Source organism: Aquimarina gracilis (assembly GCF_035285365.1).
GTDB classification, from domain to species: domain Bacteria; phylum Bacteroidota; class Bacteroidia; order Flavobacteriales; family Flavobacteriaceae; genus Aquimarina; species Aquimarina gracilis.
In genome coordinates this window covers 175,063-189,689 of record NZ_JAYKLX010000007.1, presented here as the reverse complement: position 1 = coordinate 189,689, position 14,627 = coordinate 175,063, and the positions used below count along the sequence as shown (strand labels likewise).

Below are 14,627 nucleotides of genomic sequence, written 5' to 3'. Positions count from 1 at the left end.
TCATATATAATGAAACATTCTTGGATTTTACTGCTTATTATACTCATGGTAAGTTGTAATCAAACTAAAAAAGAGAAAACAACAGAAACAGAAGATAAATCTGAAATGATGCCTGTAGAACCAAATGAAGGCATTGGTGATGGTGCACTATCCATCATAGACAATTATGTTAAAAGTATTGAGCAGGCACATAAAAAAGAAGCGTTTTTAAAGCACAAGGCTATTAGTTTTAATGCTACAATCTTTTTCGGAGGAAAATTGCATTTGGATGGAAAGATAACCATGCTTACCAATGCATCCAAAATTAGAATCGATAAAAAAGATGAAAGTAAACTTATTTATAATGGAGAAAAGGTCTTTTTATGCCCCAAAACTGCAAATGACAAAGGAGCAAGATTTGATATGTTTACCTGGACATACTTCTTTGGTATGCCTTATAAACTAAATGATCCCGGCACACAATGGGAACTAGGGAGCAATAAAGCTCTTGATGGGGTTGATCATCAAACCGCCAAGCTCACTTTTGAACCGGGAACTGGCGATGCACCCGATGATTGGTATGTAATTTATACAGATCCAAATAATAATTCATTAAAAGCAGCAGCATACATCGTTACCTTTGGAAGCGCGGGGGATACTTCTAAGGCAGAAGCCGATCCACACGCAATTCACTATAAAGACTTCACTCTCGTAGATGGCATTCCATTTGCTACAAAATGGGAGTTTTTTGGTTGGAAAGAAGATAAAGGAATGACGAATAAGTTGGGAGAAGCCACAATTACCGATATTACTTTTTTAAACGAAGAAGGAACCATATTTGATACCCCTGATAATGCCAAAGAAATAAACATGTAAGATATTTTCTTTAATAGCAAAACCCTCTGGACAATTAGTTCAGAGGGTTTTTCAATATTTAAAAAAGTGATTTACAAAACTAATTGTTAGCTACGTCGTTCAGGTTGGCAATAGCCTTACCAGGGCTTCTAGAAGATCCACAAGGTCCAACATACTCCCATCCGCTAGAAAGTTTACGCCACAAATTTCCCTGATAGGTTACAAGATCCCCTGCTTGATACGTTTGAGAGCTCGACCAGGGGGCAACACCATCGCAGATATCTCCACCGCCTCCGGTACTAGGATACATAAGGCCTATTCCAGCAATATCTCCAGATGATAATCCATTACGCTGTGCGTTGTAAGTAGATCCGTTTTTTCTTACAATTGTTGGCTGTCCATTGGCCGAAAAGGCATAAGAACCATACAACATTATAGAGTTAAAATCCAGAGTACCCGTATACTCGTCACCATCATATCCTTGCTGAACATAGGTTTGAAAATTAAATGCTCTTCCAGATTGAATATTTTGGAAATTAATCGTGATATATTGATCTCTATCTTTTCTACTTTGCTCATGCCACAAACCAACTGCATGCCCAATTTCATGTATCGTATTCCCCGTAGAGCAACCATTGGCAAGATTAATATTTTGTCTTCCTCCTGTGCGTCCTACAGAAGAAGAACAACCGCTTCCGGATCTAAAATAAATATAGGCAGATTGATTCGTTCTTCTCACAAATGTTAAATCGGTATTTGCTTCCCAATGCGCTATTGCATCGGTTACCCTTCTTTGATTAGGCAAACTGCTTTGTATATCATAATACACCGTATTATTTGGCCATCGCCGGGTAGTACGACCTGTACTTTTACCGCTCATTGATGCTAGATCTTCATTTGTAAAAATCATATCTCCTTCAAAGATATACTTACCATCAATTTCCTCGACCTGAACAGGTTGCCCATACAAATCTACCGTCACAATTTTACCCATTGCCTCTGGGAAAGCGACTTCTTGTCTAAACCCATCAAGTAAAATCTGATCACTGCTTTGTTCTGGTGAGCTATCTGATTGATCTGTCTCACACGAAATAAACATCGAACATGCTGCCAATGCTAATGCACCAAGAGCAGCACTCTTAAAAGTTGTTTTCATAATTAATATATTTAAGTTGAGTCTTTCAAACTTCAAAAACAAGATCGTTATTGTGCTTATTTTGATAATTTTTTGCTCAAAAATCATTTTTATTCAATTTTTATCATTCAACCATTATTTTTTTACGTAAAAACCACGTGTTTATACGATTTTTATAAATTTTCAATAATTTTAATTTAACTATCCAAGATCTTAAAGTTATTCGGCATCCCACTCTTTTTTTGTATCTTTAAGAAGCACAAGTATCTCTTTAAAATAAATTCTCATGACTCCGCTTTTTAAAAAATTACAACTTCCTTCAGAATTAGATGAAGTTTTAATACTCAATGAACCCGAAGGGTTTTGTAAAGAACTAGACTGCCTTAAGGATGTGACTGTAAAAGAATCTTTGATTCAGGTATCCGAAGTTGATTTTGCTATTGTTTTTGTAACAGAAAAAAAGCAAATCGAAAATCGTATTGAGACCGTTTACCCCAAATTGGTAGGTGATGCTATTTTATGGTTTGCCTACCCTAAAAAAAGTTCTAAAAAATATACTACAGAGATAACAAGGGATCATGGCTGGGGCGTGCTTGGTGATTATAACCTAGAACCTGTAAGACAAGTTGCTATAGATGAGGATTGGACCGCTCTACGCTTTAGGAAAGTAAGTTTTATAAAAAAAATGACCCGAAGTAAAGATTTTGCACTTAGTCAGGCAGGTAAACAAAAAACCACCGGAGTTTAATGAGTTGGCATTTATATATTTTATCTGTGATTTTTGTTACCGCAGGTGTTTTTCATTTAATCCGTCCGAAAGCGTTTATGCGTATAATGCCCTTATATATTCCCTATCATCGATTATTAGTATATTTAAGTGGTATTGCAGAAATATTAGCAGGATTAGGAGTACTGTTTATCGCAACAAGAACACTTTCCATCTGGGCCATAATAGCTATGCTTATTCTATTTTTTCCAGTTCACATACATATGCTTATGAATAAAAAGGCCAGTCTTAATTTCCCAAGATCGATTCTCTTCTTTAGATTATTTCTGCAATTTGGTTTAATTTATTGGGCATATCAATATATTTAATTCACAAAACCATATTGATGAACCCAGATTTGTTTGCTTCAGAAAATGAGCCTATTTCTTTAAAAATGCCCGATGCAGAAGTAATCTATTTCCCTTCTTTTTTCAACAAAGTTTTGGCAACCGATTTTTTTGAAAGGTTATCAAAAACTATCAAGTGGCAACAGGACAATATCACCGTCTACGGGAAGACATATCCTCAACCTCGTCTTACCGCTTTGTACGCCATCAATAACAATTCATATCGTTATTCTGGAATTACTATGAATCCCAAACCATTTACTGAAGAATTATTAGCTATAAAAGAAAAGGTAGACATAGCATGTAACGTAAGTTTCACAACATGTTTACTTAATCAATATCGTGATGGACAAGATAGTAATGGGTGGCATTCAGATAATGAAAAAGAACTTGGTACTAATCCAATAATTGCCTCGCTTAGTTTTGGCGCAGAACGTTGGTTCCATTTCAAACATAAAACCGATAAACAGTTGAAACGAAAAATTCTTTTGGAAAATGGGAGTTTACTCTTAATGAAAGGAACCACTCAAGAGTTTTGGTTACATCAAATACCAAAGTCAAAAAAAATCCTCCATCCAAGAATCAATCTTACTTTTAGGATAATTCAATAGAAAAAGGTGATAAAATCTGTCGTGATCCATATCCTATTAAGTACATCTATATTGCTTGATAAAAATTCTTTTTATGATCAAATGAACTTAAATTATCATTGTCGTTTTTAAGTAGAATTAATGAAGTAATAAAAAACCCAAAATGTATTAATGCGCAATATTGATAAGATGCGTCTAGCAAGAAAAGTGTGAAGAAACCAAATAGTCCCAGCGAAATTTTTAATACTTTCTTTTTAAACATCCCTAATATCATAAAAAATCCAATTACAAATTTCTCAAAGGGAACTAAAGGCGCAAATGCCTCTAAAAATTCTAAATCAAAAATTGAAACTCTCTCAAAATACCTATCCAATCTGTTTAGAAAACCAGAATATCGTATAGCATCATAAATACTGGTTAAGACCAAAAAAGCGCCAAATAATATTCTCAATATTGGATATAAATAAGGACCGAATTTCATATAAAGATTTGTGTTAAATTTCAAGAAGCAAATTTAACATTAAACAAATAAATGTTACTTGTAAAATTCAACAGTTAACTTGTAACATACTTTTATAAGTATTTAAATATCAGTACAATCAAACGTTTTCGGGCGTAAATACAAGTAAAAAACATTTGTTAAATTATTGATTTTATTTTCGTAACTTTAAGTGTTAAAAATTGCCTATGAACCGTTACACCTTGCATGAGACTTTCGTAGTTCATCAATATTCTATAGATGAATGGGAAGCAGAACCACACAATCATAATTACTTCGAAATAATCTTTGTAGAAAGAGGAAGCGGATTTCACACCATCAATGGAGTTCGATTTCCGTATAAAGAAAACCACATTTTCTTATTGGCACCAGAGGACACACATCATTTTGAAATTGAAAAGCATTCGAAGTTCACCTATTTTAAGTTTACCGAGCTATTATTTTCGAGTAAAGTGAACTTACCCGATAGGAAATACTGGTTGCAACGCATTGAACAATTGCTTCACCGTCCCAATATTATTCCGGGAGACGTAATTTCACATGAAGAAGATAGAAGTATCATATGGGACATCCATAATGTTGTACTTGAAGAATTTAAAAATGAAAAGATTTATTATCAGGAAATTATTTCGAATGCTATAAGTACTATTTTAAGTATTATCATGCGCAACATTTCTGAAAAATACAACTCTGGTAAAAATGAAATCCTGGTGAGTCATTCCAAAATTGATCAAATCCTTGGACATATAAGGCAAAATGTTTACGATAACGATCTTACCAAAATTAGTTTTCTGGCCAATAAGTTTAATATGTCACAAAGTTCGATAAGCACCTATTTTAAAAGGAAAACAGGTGAATCCATTCATCAATACGTAACAAAATACAAGATGAAACTTGTCGAATACAGATTGCAACATACAGAATTCACAATCGCCGAAATAGCCTATCAATTGGGATACACCGATGAAAGTCATCTTACCAAAACATTCAAGAAACACTTTTTAATGTCGCCCAAACAATACCGGAAAGAATTGATCAACTCTTAATTAATGTTTTATCCAAAAATATCATTTAATACTTTGGCAAGGCGAATACCACCCTTTTGCAGTTGTTTTCGTACTATTGGGAAATTATAATACATATATTCGTATTTTAATTTTTCACCTACGTTGGCTGTAGCATAAACTTTTTTGGCCAAACCTTGTGATTCATGAATCCAATCAAGGATACTTCCTTTTTTTATTTCTTCAATTTGAGTTTCAGACAACTCGTCTCGATTTAGAGATAACTCTGTATAACTCATCCCATAATAATCAATCATATCACTATCCCAAACCCTATGAAGATTGGACCCTTCATTAAACCATTGTATTTGAATATCATTCCCTCCTTTATCTTCTCCTCGGCCTACATGAAGTGGTTGGTGTAAATCGCCAATAAAATGAACCAACATTTTGAGATAAAACTGTCTATCTTCTATGGTTGACGTCGTATCTTTCAGAACAGCGATACATTTGTTAATTCCCTGAACCAAATCTCCAAATTCGCTTGGCTTGTCTTCTCCATACTTCTTATCAAAAGGAAAATTAACATAGTGCCATGGGCTGTACCCTTTGTAATTTTTATCACTTTTTATTTCATCGGCAAAAGTCGAAACAAATGCCAAACCATGACCATCAAGTAATGATGAGATTGCTCTTTTTGCTTTTTTGGTAAGGTGTACTTCAGCAATTTCTCCGGTTACTCTATGACCAGTTTTTCCCCAATCAAATGAAGCTGAAAAAGAGTTTAAAGAAAATAATGTTATAATAATTAGAACTGTATTTCGAATATTCATTATTTAATATTTTGCAGCAAAGATAAAAAAGGGTATGTTAGTGAACGGTTAAAAATTACGAGAAAATCTTTTTATCAAATCTATCTCTTTACAGCAGAGCATGAAACAAAAAGACTTAAATTATACGTAATTTTAAAAAGTAAAATATGCAGTAATTTTTATCGTTTGATATCTACTATTAATTTAATGAGCCCCCGTTATGAAATTGAAATTTTCTTTATTTTTTATTGCAATTACAGCGCTATGTTTTGGTCAGGAAAAAGAGTATAATTCTGCCGTTGTAAAAATCAATAAATATATTGAAGGATCATTGGTTACACCATATTCAGATTCTGATCAGGAGGTTCCTCTAATAATTTTTGTAATGGACGCTGGTGCAGTAAATAGAGATGGTAATGATCGAATGTCAAAGAATGATACTTTTAAAAAGTTGTCTTACGAGCTAGCAAAAGTGGGAATTGCCTCATACAGGTACGACAAAAGATTGTTTAAGATGGATGGCTTGGGGATTCGAGAGCACGAAATTTCTTTTGACCATTTCATAGAAGATGCCAAGTCGGCAATTACGTATTTCAAACAGAATAAAACCTATACCAAAGTCATTGTTTTAGGTCATGGACAGGGTTCCCTTGTCGGCATGGTCGCTGCCAAAGATAATGCCGATGGCTTTATTTCGATAGCAGGGAATGCGCAATCTATCGATCAAGTAATAATAGAGCAAATTTCCAAACAAGCTCCGGGGTTAGATAAAAGCGCAGCGGCAGCTTTTGATCAACTTCGGAAAAACGGAAGAGCTATAGGCTATGAACCCGCTTTAGAATCTATTTTCAGATATGATTTACAACCTTTTATAAAATCGTGGATGAAATATGATCCTTCTCAAATAATTTCTGAGCTTGAAATGCCTATTTTGATATTGCATGGTGATCAAGATATTCAGGTTGAAATGTCACAAGCAGAAAAGTTAAAAGAATCGGCTCCGCAATCAGAATATGTAGCAATTAGCGACATGAACCATATTTTAAAAGAAATTAAAGGGGGGCGTCTGGAAAATCAAAAATCATACAATGAATCCTGGCGTAAAATAATGCCCGAAGTTATTACCAGTATTGCTAACTTTGTAAATCAATAGTTCATATATTAGCATAGCATAACCCAAATCCAAAGCACATAATGCAACACCGCATTGTCTTCTCAGATATCGATGGCACCTTATTAAATCCAGAAAGAGAACTTTCTGCACTAACTATTTCTGAAATAAAGAGAATAAAAGATTCGATTCCTGTAATATTAATTTCTTCCAGAATGCCAAGCGCAATGACGCACTTACAAAAGGAATTAGACATATTGAATCAGCCCCTAATATGCTATAATGGTGGTTTAATTCTTGTCGATAAGACTCCAATTCATTCTACAGTAATTCCATTAGAAATTTTGGAAGAACTTGCGATTTTCAACAAAAGTCAAAAAGTACATTTAAGTTTATATCATAATGACGATTGGTTTGTTCCCGAAATGGATTTTTGGGCCAATAGAGAAGCTAATAACACCAAAGTAACCCCAATAGTTAGATCTACCAACGAAGTTGTTCAAGATTGGAAATCACAGCAAAAAGGGGCACATAAAATTATGTGTATGGGAGAAGAAACATACATAGATGATGCCTATTCTTTTTTACAAGAAAATTTTGCCGACAAATTGCACTTGTATCGCTCTAAACCTACGTATATTGAAGTCGCTAACAAGAATATTTCAAAACTAACCGCCATTGAGGTTTTGTTACAAACACATTTTAACATTCCAATTACCCAAGCTGTAGCTTTTGGTGACAATTATAATGATGTTGAAATGATTAAAGCTGTTGGTACGGGAGTTGCCGTGGCCAATGCCAAGCCCGAAACAAAAGAAGTAGCTAATGTGATTACATTGCCAGGAAAAGAAGATGGGGTAGCTATGTTTATCAAAAATAATATTAAATAACCGTGTCAAGAATTATAAAAGTAAGCATAAACCTAATCTTTGCCATATCTATATGTAATGTCATGGCAAGCTGTAAGGCTTCAGAATCTATAGTTACACCAAAGGTTTCAGCGGTAACGGTATCAATAGATCTGGTTAATGTTGTTGACGATAAGGTTAAAGTCGAAATACAAATTGATAATATAAGTACAGATACCATAAGCTATTATATACCCAAAATTGTTCCGGGCACGTATCAAAACAACAATTATGGCAGATATATTGACGATTTTAAAGCTTTTAACAAAGAAGGAAGTACTTTGGGTAGTCAAAAACATGGAGATAATAGATGGAAAATAAGTAGTGCCAGACAATTGCATAAGATCTCCTATTGGGTGAATGATACTTTTGATTGTGAAGAAACGCATGATATTTTTTCACCGACAGGTACCAATATCCTCAAGGATAAAAACTTCGTTTTAAACCTGTATGCATTTGTTGGATATTTTGACAAATTCAAAGAAACACAATATAGGCTATTCATTAAGCGCCCTAAATCCTTGGAGGCCTCTACCTCAACAAAAAAAATAATACCAGAAAATCCTGTAGACAATCAAAATTATGATATAGACCGTTTCATTTTCAAAAGATATGCCGATGTAGCCGATTCGCCCATCATGTATTCAGATCCTGATCAAGTAACATTTACGGTAAATGGAATCGAAGTACTTTTAAGCGTATATTCCCCAGGAAAAATTCACACGGCAGCTCGAATTATGCCGCAAATGGAACGCATGATAAGAGCTCAACGTAATTTCCTTGGAGATATTAACGCTACCAAAAAGTATAGCGTATTATTATACCTTTCGTCAACAAAAAAAGAGGATGCAAAAGGTTTTGGTGCCCTGGAGCATAATACCTCTACCGTAGTTGTATTACCCGAATCTATTTCGAAGAAAAAATTAAACGAATCCCTTACCGATGTGGTATCACACGAATTTTTTCACATCGTGACACCATTAACAATTCATTCTGAAGAGATTCACGATTTTGATTACAACAATCCCAAAATGTCTGAACATATATGGTTGTATGAAGGAACCACAGAGTACTTCTCGTTGTTGTTTCAAATTACTCAGGGGTTGACTACAGAAGAAGAGTTTTTGGAAAGGCTTCTTGAAAAAATTGAAATCTCTAAACAATTTGATGACACTATGTCTTTTACCACTATGAGTAAAAACATACTTGCAGCACCCTATCGGGAAAATTATAGAAATGTTTATGAAAAGGGTGCCTTGATTTCTATGTGTATCGATATTATTATGAGAGAAAAAAGTAATGGTGTTTATGGTGTACTTGATCTTATCAAAAACCTATCCAATAAGTTTGGTGCCGATACCCCTTTTAAAGACAAAGAACTTATTAAAACCATAAAAGAAATATCTTATCCTGAAGTTAGTGATTTTTTAGAAAATCATGTCGTAAACAATCAGCCAATTAATTATGGTTTTTATCTTAATAAAGTAGGAGTTATATATAGTACCACCAATGTACCCTCTTCCTATTTTATTCATGAACAGCAACCCCTTGTAAAAGGTTTGGAGGGGTCAAAAGAAATTGTTTTTGAATCCAATATTACCCTAAACAGCTTTTTAAAAAACCTGGGAGTACAAGGAGGGGATATTTTGCAGGACATAAACAACAAAACCTACACGATTAAGAATATTTATGACCTCTTTGGTGATTCCAACCAATGGAAGTTAGGCGATGATATTAGTTTTCGTATAAAACGAGGAGGCCAAGAAGTAACTCTTACCTCAAAGGTTATTGAACCCACTATGGAAAAAATCGTTTTACAACTCGATCCCTCTGCTTCAGAACAACAGGTAGATTTGTTCAAAAAATGGATAAATGATTAAAAACTTTCCTTTAGATCTTGTTTGGTCTTTTTTAAAATAATGTATTTTGCACTGCTTATTCTAAAAAATTAAACACTCGATTTATGGAAAATGTTCCTTTTTTCACAAATGACACCATTGTTTTCGCAATTTTAATGCTTTGTTTAGGACTTGTATTTTACACCTCATCACTGCAAACAAAATTCTGGAAAACCTTCTACAAGTTTGTTCCTGGTATATTATTGTGCTACCTCTTACCGGCTATCTTTAATTCTTTAGGTATTATTTCTCCAGAATGGAAAGAACTTGATGCTAACGGGCAATTGGTTGAAAAATCGTCGAATGTTTACTTTATCGCAAGTCGGTATCTATTGCCGGCCTCGCTGGTACTAATGACTTTGAGTATTGATCTTAAAGGTATTTTTAATTTGGGGCCAAAGGCCCTGATTATGTTCATAACCGGAACTTTAGGGATTGTTATAGGTGGACCAGTCGCCATCTTACTTATCTCTATATTCTCTCCCGAAACAGTAGGAGGAGCCGGATTTGATGCTGTTTGGAGAGGATTATCTACCCTTGCAGGAAGTTGGATCGGTGGTGGAGCCAACCAAGCAGCCATGCTCGAGATTTATCAATACAATCCCGATAAATACGGGGGTATGGTATTGGTAGATATTGTAGTTGCCAATTTATGGATGGCCATTTTGCTAATTGGTATTGGTAAAAGCAAAAAAATAGACGCCTGGTTAAAATCTGATACTAGTGCCATAGAATCTTTGAAAGAAAAAGTGTCAAGCTATGCCGATAGCATTACGCGCAATCCAACGTTAACCGATTATATCATTATGCTTTCTATAGCTTTTGTTACCGTGGGTGTAGCGCATTGGGGTGCGGGAGGTATTTCTAACCTGTTGTCCAACAATTTTGAAGTTTTTAACGATAAAAGCTCTGCTTTGGCTTCTTTTACTTCAAATTTTTTCTGGATGGTAACCATTGCTACGGCTATAGGAATTATACTGTCATATACCAAAGCCAGATTGTATGAAGGTGCCGGAGCCAGTAAACTAGGAAGTATTTTTATTTATATCCTTGTGGCCACTATAGGAATGAAAATGGATCTGGGTATGATTTTCGAAAACCCAGGCCTTATTGCCATCGGTCTAGTTTGGATGACAATACATGCGCTGCTTCTTATTGGAGTCGCAAAAATCATAAGAGCACCCTACTTTTTCCTGGCCGTTGGAAGTCAAGCCAATGTTGGCGGAGCTGCCTCGGCCCCTGTAGTTGCAGCTGCCTTTCATCCTTCATTAACAACGGTTGGCGTACTTTTGGCTGTATTTGGATATGTAGTAGGAACATACGGAGCCATTTTGTGTACTATTTTAATGCAAATTGCCTCAGGAAGTTAGACACAAAGTAAGGGTATTATGACGTTTGGGCGACAACTATTTCAAATAAAATATGCATCTTTGTAGCCCTATTTAAAAAGCAAAAAATCATTGATGAGACATTTTTCGATCCTAATATTGACGGCTATTCTTTTGGTAAATTGTTCTGCTCCCAAAAAAGAAGGAAACGTTACCGTAACGGGAAATATAAAAGGCTTGAAAAAGGGCACCTTGTATCTGCAGCGCATACAAGATACTATGTTAATAAATGTAGATTCTGTTATCATTGATGGAGATGCTCAATTTTTAATGAAATCTACTGTTACCGAACCTGAAATTCATTTTCTGTATCTGGATAAAAAAGATGGAGCGCAATACAATGACCGTATCGATTTTTTTGCTGAACCTGGAGAAATTTCTATCCATACTTCTTTAAATGATTTTGAAAAAGACGTTCGCATCACAGGTGGAAAAAATGAAATGAAGTTTCAGGAATACAAGAAGATGCTTAAACGTTTTAACGAAAGAAACCTAAGACTTATCAAAGAAGATTTTGAAGCCAGTAAGCAAAAAGATGAAGAAAAGTTGATGGCAAACGATAAAGCATATAAAAACTTATTACGACAAAAATACCTATATACGATCAACTTTGCTATCTACAATAAAAAACTAGAAGTTGCCCCATATGTAACCCTCAGCGAAGTATATGATGCCAACATAAAATATTTGGATACTGTGGCAAAATCGTTAAGCCCCAGAGTTAAAAAATCTCTTTACGGAAAACAACTTTTTGACTACATCGCAGATCGAAAAGCCAAAGAAGCGGTGGCCCAGGAACAGCAATAGGTAAGGCTTGTTCTATTCTTTTTCTTTGGTTTCACTTTCAAGTTTTGTGTGATTCCATTTTTCGGTATTAGATCCAATACTATTTAGAAAAAATAAATATCCCCATAATAAACATTACTGCCGCGGCACTCAATAGAATATAGTACAAGAAATAAACCAATATAACCCTAAAGACAATTTCGATCCACTTTTCTTTATCAAAAAATTGAAAAAAGGTCCAGAAGGCAAACCCTACAGAAGCTATAAAGAAAAGTAATGGAAAATAGTAGTCCCCAATTCCCAAAACATATTGTATCCCAATAAAAACAGCATATATTATGGCTTGTTGCCCGGTTATGTATGAGTTTAAAACAAAATGTTCGAAATAATTATATTTCAATCCCAAAAATGCTATGTACGACGCAAATGAATATAAAGGTAAGAACAATAAGGTAGTATAGGCATGATTACTCGTCATCCATTTGAAAGTGTTTGTAACTTTCGAAAAATCCTGGTTAGTCTTGGCAAACCCATCCGAAAATCCATTTATAGCCTCTACCAAAAATGTATGTTTTTCTATCAATCCCGATAATAGAAAATAAACAGTAGACCATAAAAACAGAAACGCTATGGGCCTAAAATGATTTTTTCTCTTACCATGTAGATATTCTCGAATACTATGACCAGGTCTACTACATAATTCTTTTATCGTAAACACCATCCCATAGTTAACCTGAAAAACACTCTCAGAAAACTCGTTGATTAGATAATCAAAATTGATTTTCTCTACCCTACTACGCTGGCCGCAATATCCGCAGAAATTACCTTCATATTTGTTGTTACAGTTTTTACAGTTCATGCGTGTTTTAATATTCCTTCAATAAACAGATTAAGAATTTTCTCTAGAATCTAATTCGGCTTTAATTTTCTTCATCGAAATAAACTGTAAAGGGAGGATTGCACTGCAGGAAATAGCCACCATGAGTAGCGGAATAAAAACTCCCTTTTTATCTGTTGCAAATAATCCATAAAAGACCAGAGCAAACAAAAGGATTAATGTCCCAATTAAAGTCCCAGTAATCGCTTTAATTACTTTTAATTCGGATTGAAGTTTTTCTGAAGATTTACTCTTTATATCATTTTTTTTCATACCATGTATTCCGTTTTGTAAAATGTATTGTTTGTTGTATTTGGTATTCCAAGGTCGCAATATACTACATACTTTTATTTGTTTGGATACAGGATTATCGATACTGCTTTGTTTTTATAAGTTCTTGATTTTGGATACAAGGATATTATCTTCCAATTACTCTTTATGAAATAGGACCTATTTAAAAACTACACTAACAGCACAAACCTCAAAAAAAGGGGATTATCTATTCATTTTTGAGAAACAAACAAACTATAAGTATTATATTTACAAGTATTTGCTATCTACTGTATAGAACAAAAGTACACGCATTCTTTATACAATTATTGGCAGAAGTTCAAGACTAAAATTACAAACAATATGAGGTCATTTATAAACATTACTATCTGTTTTTTACTTCTTACAGGCTGTAACAAAACAAAGGAAATCGAAGAGAAAAAAAAAGTAAATACTAACCCAAAGATCTCAATATTAGGGGTATTTCATTTTGCAGGAACATCAGATTTCTCTTCAGTTGAATTTGAAAGTCTCGAGTCAGAAAAAAGGCAGAATGAGATTAAAGATGTTGTAGAAAAGCTTAAAGAATTTAGACCCACTAAAATTATGCTTGAATTTCCATCGGCTACATCAGAATATTTAGACAGTTTATATACTGAAACTTTACATGGAAATCGTGATCTCACCATTAATGAAATAGACCAATTGGGATTTAGATTAGCAAAAGAGTTACATCATAATCGTATCTATTCTATAGATTATAAGCTTGATCTTCCTTTTGGTGAACTTGCTGAGTTTGCTGAAAAATATGATAAAGGGAGATATGAAAAAATGATTAGCGCTATCAAAGCACAAGACGAAAAGGAATCCAAATTTTTAGCAGAAAATTCAATATTAAATTACCTTATATACCGTAATTCTGAGGAAGAAGATATTAGAAATAAAGACCAATACATAAATAAAACAGCAAAATTCGTTAATGACTCCAATTACATTGGGGCAAAATTCGTATCCAAATGGTGGGAGAGAAATATTTATATGATGACCAATATTGATCGATGGATTACTTCGAATGATAGAATTTTGGTCATTGTCGGTGCTGCTCACAGAGCTGTACTAAAAGATTTTTATCAAGATAGAACAGATATTGAATATGTAGAAATCAGAGATTACTTAAAGCGTAAAACCATCGCCAACAATAGCCAAAAGTAATTGCTTGTTTTAGATACTTATGAAAATCGCAATTGAGACGATTGCAAAGAATTAGCAGAGGTAATCTTCTTTTTTGACAAAATGTACAATCAATTCAAACAAGTAACAATAACAAACCAAAATTCATTTAAAGCTATTTTCTAATGAATGTTTGGATTTGAAAAAAATAAATAAATGCTTAATAAGTAAT

16 protein-coding genes are annotated in these 14,627 nt (G+C 34.0%); 11 read left to right on the top strand and 5 right to left on the bottom strand.

Going from position 1 to position 14,627, the window contains the following annotated elements:
• The first annotated feature begins 9 nt into the window (after nucleotides 1-9).
• On the top strand, nucleotides 10-855 hold the full coding sequence (locus U6A24_RS15635; RefSeq protein ID WP_324180926.1) for a DUF6503 family protein: 846 nt from the start codon (nucleotides 10-12) through the stop codon (nucleotides 853-855).
• A gap of 79 nt (nucleotides 856-934) precedes the next feature.
• On the opposite strand, the gene U6A24_RS15630 is transcribed toward U6A24_RS15635, so the two are convergent.
• Nucleotides 935-1,990: a M12 family metallopeptidase gene (locus U6A24_RS15630; RefSeq protein WP_324180925.1), complete on the bottom strand. Its 1,056-nt coding sequence runs from the start codon at nucleotides 1,988-1,990 to the stop codon at nucleotides 935-937.
• A gap of 265 nt (nucleotides 1,991-2,255) precedes the next feature.
• Here U6A24_RS15630 and U6A24_RS15625 point away from each other — a divergent pair, with 265 nt between their 5' ends.
• The 3 genes from U6A24_RS15625 to U6A24_RS15615 are packed head-to-tail and all read left to right on the top strand — an operon-like array spanning nucleotide 2,256 to nucleotide 3,693.
• Nucleotides 2,256-2,717: a hypothetical protein gene (locus tag U6A24_RS15625; RefSeq protein ID WP_324180924.1), complete on the top strand. Its 462-nt coding sequence runs from the start codon at nucleotides 2,256-2,258 to the stop codon at nucleotides 2,715-2,717.
• On the top strand, nucleotides 2,717-3,064 hold the full coding sequence (locus tag U6A24_RS15620; protein WP_324180923.1) for a DoxX family protein: 348 nt from the start codon (nucleotides 2,717-2,719) through the stop codon (nucleotides 3,062-3,064). The genes U6A24_RS15625 and U6A24_RS15620 overlap by 1 nt, the downstream gene beginning before the upstream one ends.
• A 17-nt stretch (nucleotides 3,065-3,081) precedes the next feature.
• A complete protein-coding gene (locus U6A24_RS15615; protein WP_324180922.1) occupies nucleotides 3,082-3,693 on the top strand; it encodes an alpha-ketoglutarate-dependent dioxygenase AlkB family protein in 612 nt (203 codons plus the stop codon).
• Nucleotides 3,694-3,739: 46 nt separating this feature from the next.
• On the opposite strand, the gene U6A24_RS15610 is transcribed toward U6A24_RS15615, so the two are convergent.
• Nucleotides 3,740-4,153, bottom strand: coding sequence for a hypothetical protein (locus U6A24_RS15610; RefSeq protein WP_324180921.1), 414 nt, complete (start codon nucleotides 4,151-4,153; stop codon nucleotides 3,740-3,742).
• Between the two features lie 206 nt (nucleotides 4,154-4,359).
• Between U6A24_RS15610 and U6A24_RS15605 the strand changes: the two genes are divergently transcribed.
• A complete protein-coding gene (locus tag U6A24_RS15605; protein ID WP_324180920.1) occupies nucleotides 4,360-5,217 on the top strand; it encodes a helix-turn-helix domain-containing protein in 858 nt (285 codons plus the stop codon).
• 8 nt (nucleotides 5,218-5,225) lie between these two features.
• Here U6A24_RS15605 and U6A24_RS15600 read toward each other — a convergent pair whose 3' ends face one another.
• On the bottom strand, nucleotides 5,226-6,008 hold the full coding sequence (locus U6A24_RS15600; protein ID WP_324180919.1) for a S1/P1 nuclease: 783 nt from the start codon (nucleotides 6,006-6,008) through the stop codon (nucleotides 5,226-5,228).
• Between the two features lie 199 nt (nucleotides 6,009-6,207).
• Here U6A24_RS15600 and U6A24_RS15595 point away from each other — a divergent pair, with 199 nt between their 5' ends.
• From U6A24_RS15595 to U6A24_RS15575, 5 genes are all read left to right on the top strand, one after another.
• On the top strand, nucleotides 6,208-7,140 hold the full coding sequence (locus U6A24_RS15595) for an alpha/beta hydrolase (RefSeq protein ID WP_324180918.1): 933 nt from the start codon (nucleotides 6,208-6,210) through the stop codon (nucleotides 7,138-7,140).
• A gap of 41 nt (nucleotides 7,141-7,181) precedes the next feature.
• Nucleotides 7,182-7,988 (top strand): Cof-type HAD-IIB family hydrolase, encoded by an 807-nt coding sequence (locus U6A24_RS15590; protein ID WP_324180917.1) that lies wholly within the window; start codon nucleotides 7,182-7,184, stop codon nucleotides 7,986-7,988.
• 62 nt (nucleotides 7,989-8,050) lie between these two features.
• Nucleotides 8,051-9,886, top strand: a complete 1,836-nt coding sequence (locus U6A24_RS15585) for a M61 family metallopeptidase (RefSeq protein ID WP_324180916.1) — start codon at nucleotides 8,051-8,053, stop codon at nucleotides 9,884-9,886.
• A gap of 83 nt (nucleotides 9,887-9,969) precedes the next feature.
• Nucleotides 9,970-11,274 (top strand): DUF819 family protein, encoded by a 1,305-nt coding sequence (locus tag U6A24_RS15580; RefSeq protein WP_324180915.1) that lies wholly within the window; start codon nucleotides 9,970-9,972, stop codon nucleotides 11,272-11,274.
• Between the two features lie 93 nt (nucleotides 11,275-11,367).
• Complete coding sequence (locus tag U6A24_RS15575; protein ID WP_324180914.1) at nucleotides 11,368-12,099, top strand: DUF4369 domain-containing protein; 732 nt, start codon at nucleotides 11,368-11,370, stop codon at nucleotides 12,097-12,099.
• Between the two features lie 79 nt (nucleotides 12,100-12,178).
• On the opposite strand, the gene U6A24_RS15570 is transcribed toward U6A24_RS15575, so the two are convergent.
• On the bottom strand, nucleotides 12,179-12,937 hold the full coding sequence (locus tag U6A24_RS15570) for a DUF3667 domain-containing protein (protein ID WP_324180913.1): 759 nt from the start codon (nucleotides 12,935-12,937) through the stop codon (nucleotides 12,179-12,181).
• Between the two features lie 30 nt (nucleotides 12,938-12,967).
• Nucleotides 12,968-13,228, bottom strand: a complete 261-nt coding sequence (locus U6A24_RS15565; protein ID WP_324180912.1) for a redox-active disulfide protein 2 — start codon at nucleotides 13,226-13,228, stop codon at nucleotides 12,968-12,970.
• A gap of 360 nt (nucleotides 13,229-13,588) precedes the next feature.
• On the opposite strand from U6A24_RS15565, the gene U6A24_RS15560 reads away from it, so the two are divergent.
• A complete protein-coding gene (locus U6A24_RS15560; protein WP_324180911.1) occupies nucleotides 13,589-14,437 on the top strand; it encodes a DUF5694 domain-containing protein in 849 nt (282 codons plus the stop codon).
• Nucleotides 14,438-14,627 lie beyond the last annotated feature (190 nt).

Excerpts from the sequence above, each read along its gene's own strand:
- U6A24_RS15635 (WP_324180926.1), top strand. The coding sequence starts at position 10 with ATGAAACATTCTTGGATTTTACTGCTTATTATACTCATGGTAAGTTGT.
- U6A24_RS15630 (WP_324180925.1), bottom strand. The coding sequence starts at position 1,990 with ATGAAAACAACTTTTAAGAGTGCTGCTCTTGGTGCATTAGCATTGGCA.
- U6A24_RS15625 (WP_324180924.1), top strand. The coding sequence starts at position 2,256 with ATGACTCCGCTTTTTAAAAAATTACAACTTCCTTCAGAATTAGATGAA.
- U6A24_RS15620 (WP_324180923.1), top strand. The coding sequence starts at position 2,717 with ATGAGTTGGCATTTATATATTTTATCTGTGATTTTTGTTACCGCAGGT.
- U6A24_RS15615 (WP_324180922.1), top strand. The coding sequence starts at position 3,082 with ATGAACCCAGATTTGTTTGCTTCAGAAAATGAGCCTATTTCTTTAAAA.
- U6A24_RS15610 (WP_324180921.1), bottom strand. The coding sequence starts at position 4,153 with ATGAAATTCGGTCCTTATTTATATCCAATATTGAGAATATTATTTGGC.
- U6A24_RS15605 (WP_324180920.1), top strand. The coding sequence starts at position 4,360 with ATGAACCGTTACACCTTGCATGAGACTTTCGTAGTTCATCAATATTCT.
- U6A24_RS15600 (WP_324180919.1), bottom strand. The coding sequence starts at position 6,008 with ATGAATATTCGAAATACAGTTCTAATTATTATAACATTATTTTCTTTA.
- U6A24_RS15595 (WP_324180918.1), top strand. The coding sequence starts at position 6,208 with ATGAAATTGAAATTTTCTTTATTTTTTATTGCAATTACAGCGCTATGT.
- U6A24_RS15590 (WP_324180917.1), top strand. The coding sequence starts at position 7,182 with ATGCAACACCGCATTGTCTTCTCAGATATCGATGGCACCTTATTAAAT.
- U6A24_RS15585 (WP_324180916.1), top strand. The coding sequence starts at position 8,051 with ATGGCAAGCTGTAAGGCTTCAGAATCTATAGTTACACCAAAGGTTTCA.
- U6A24_RS15580 (WP_324180915.1), top strand. The coding sequence starts at position 9,970 with ATGGAAAATGTTCCTTTTTTCACAAATGACACCATTGTTTTCGCAATT.
- U6A24_RS15575 (WP_324180914.1), top strand. The coding sequence starts at position 11,368 with ATGAGACATTTTTCGATCCTAATATTGACGGCTATTCTTTTGGTAAAT.
- U6A24_RS15570 (WP_324180913.1), bottom strand. The coding sequence starts at position 12,937 with ATGAACTGTAAAAACTGTAACAACAAATATGAAGGTAATTTCTGCGGA.
- U6A24_RS15565 (WP_324180912.1), bottom strand. The coding sequence starts at position 13,228 with ATGAAAAAAAATGATATAAAGAGTAAATCTTCAGAAAAACTTCAATCC.
- U6A24_RS15560 (WP_324180911.1), top strand. The coding sequence starts at position 13,589 with ATGAGGTCATTTATAAACATTACTATCTGTTTTTTACTTCTTACAGGC.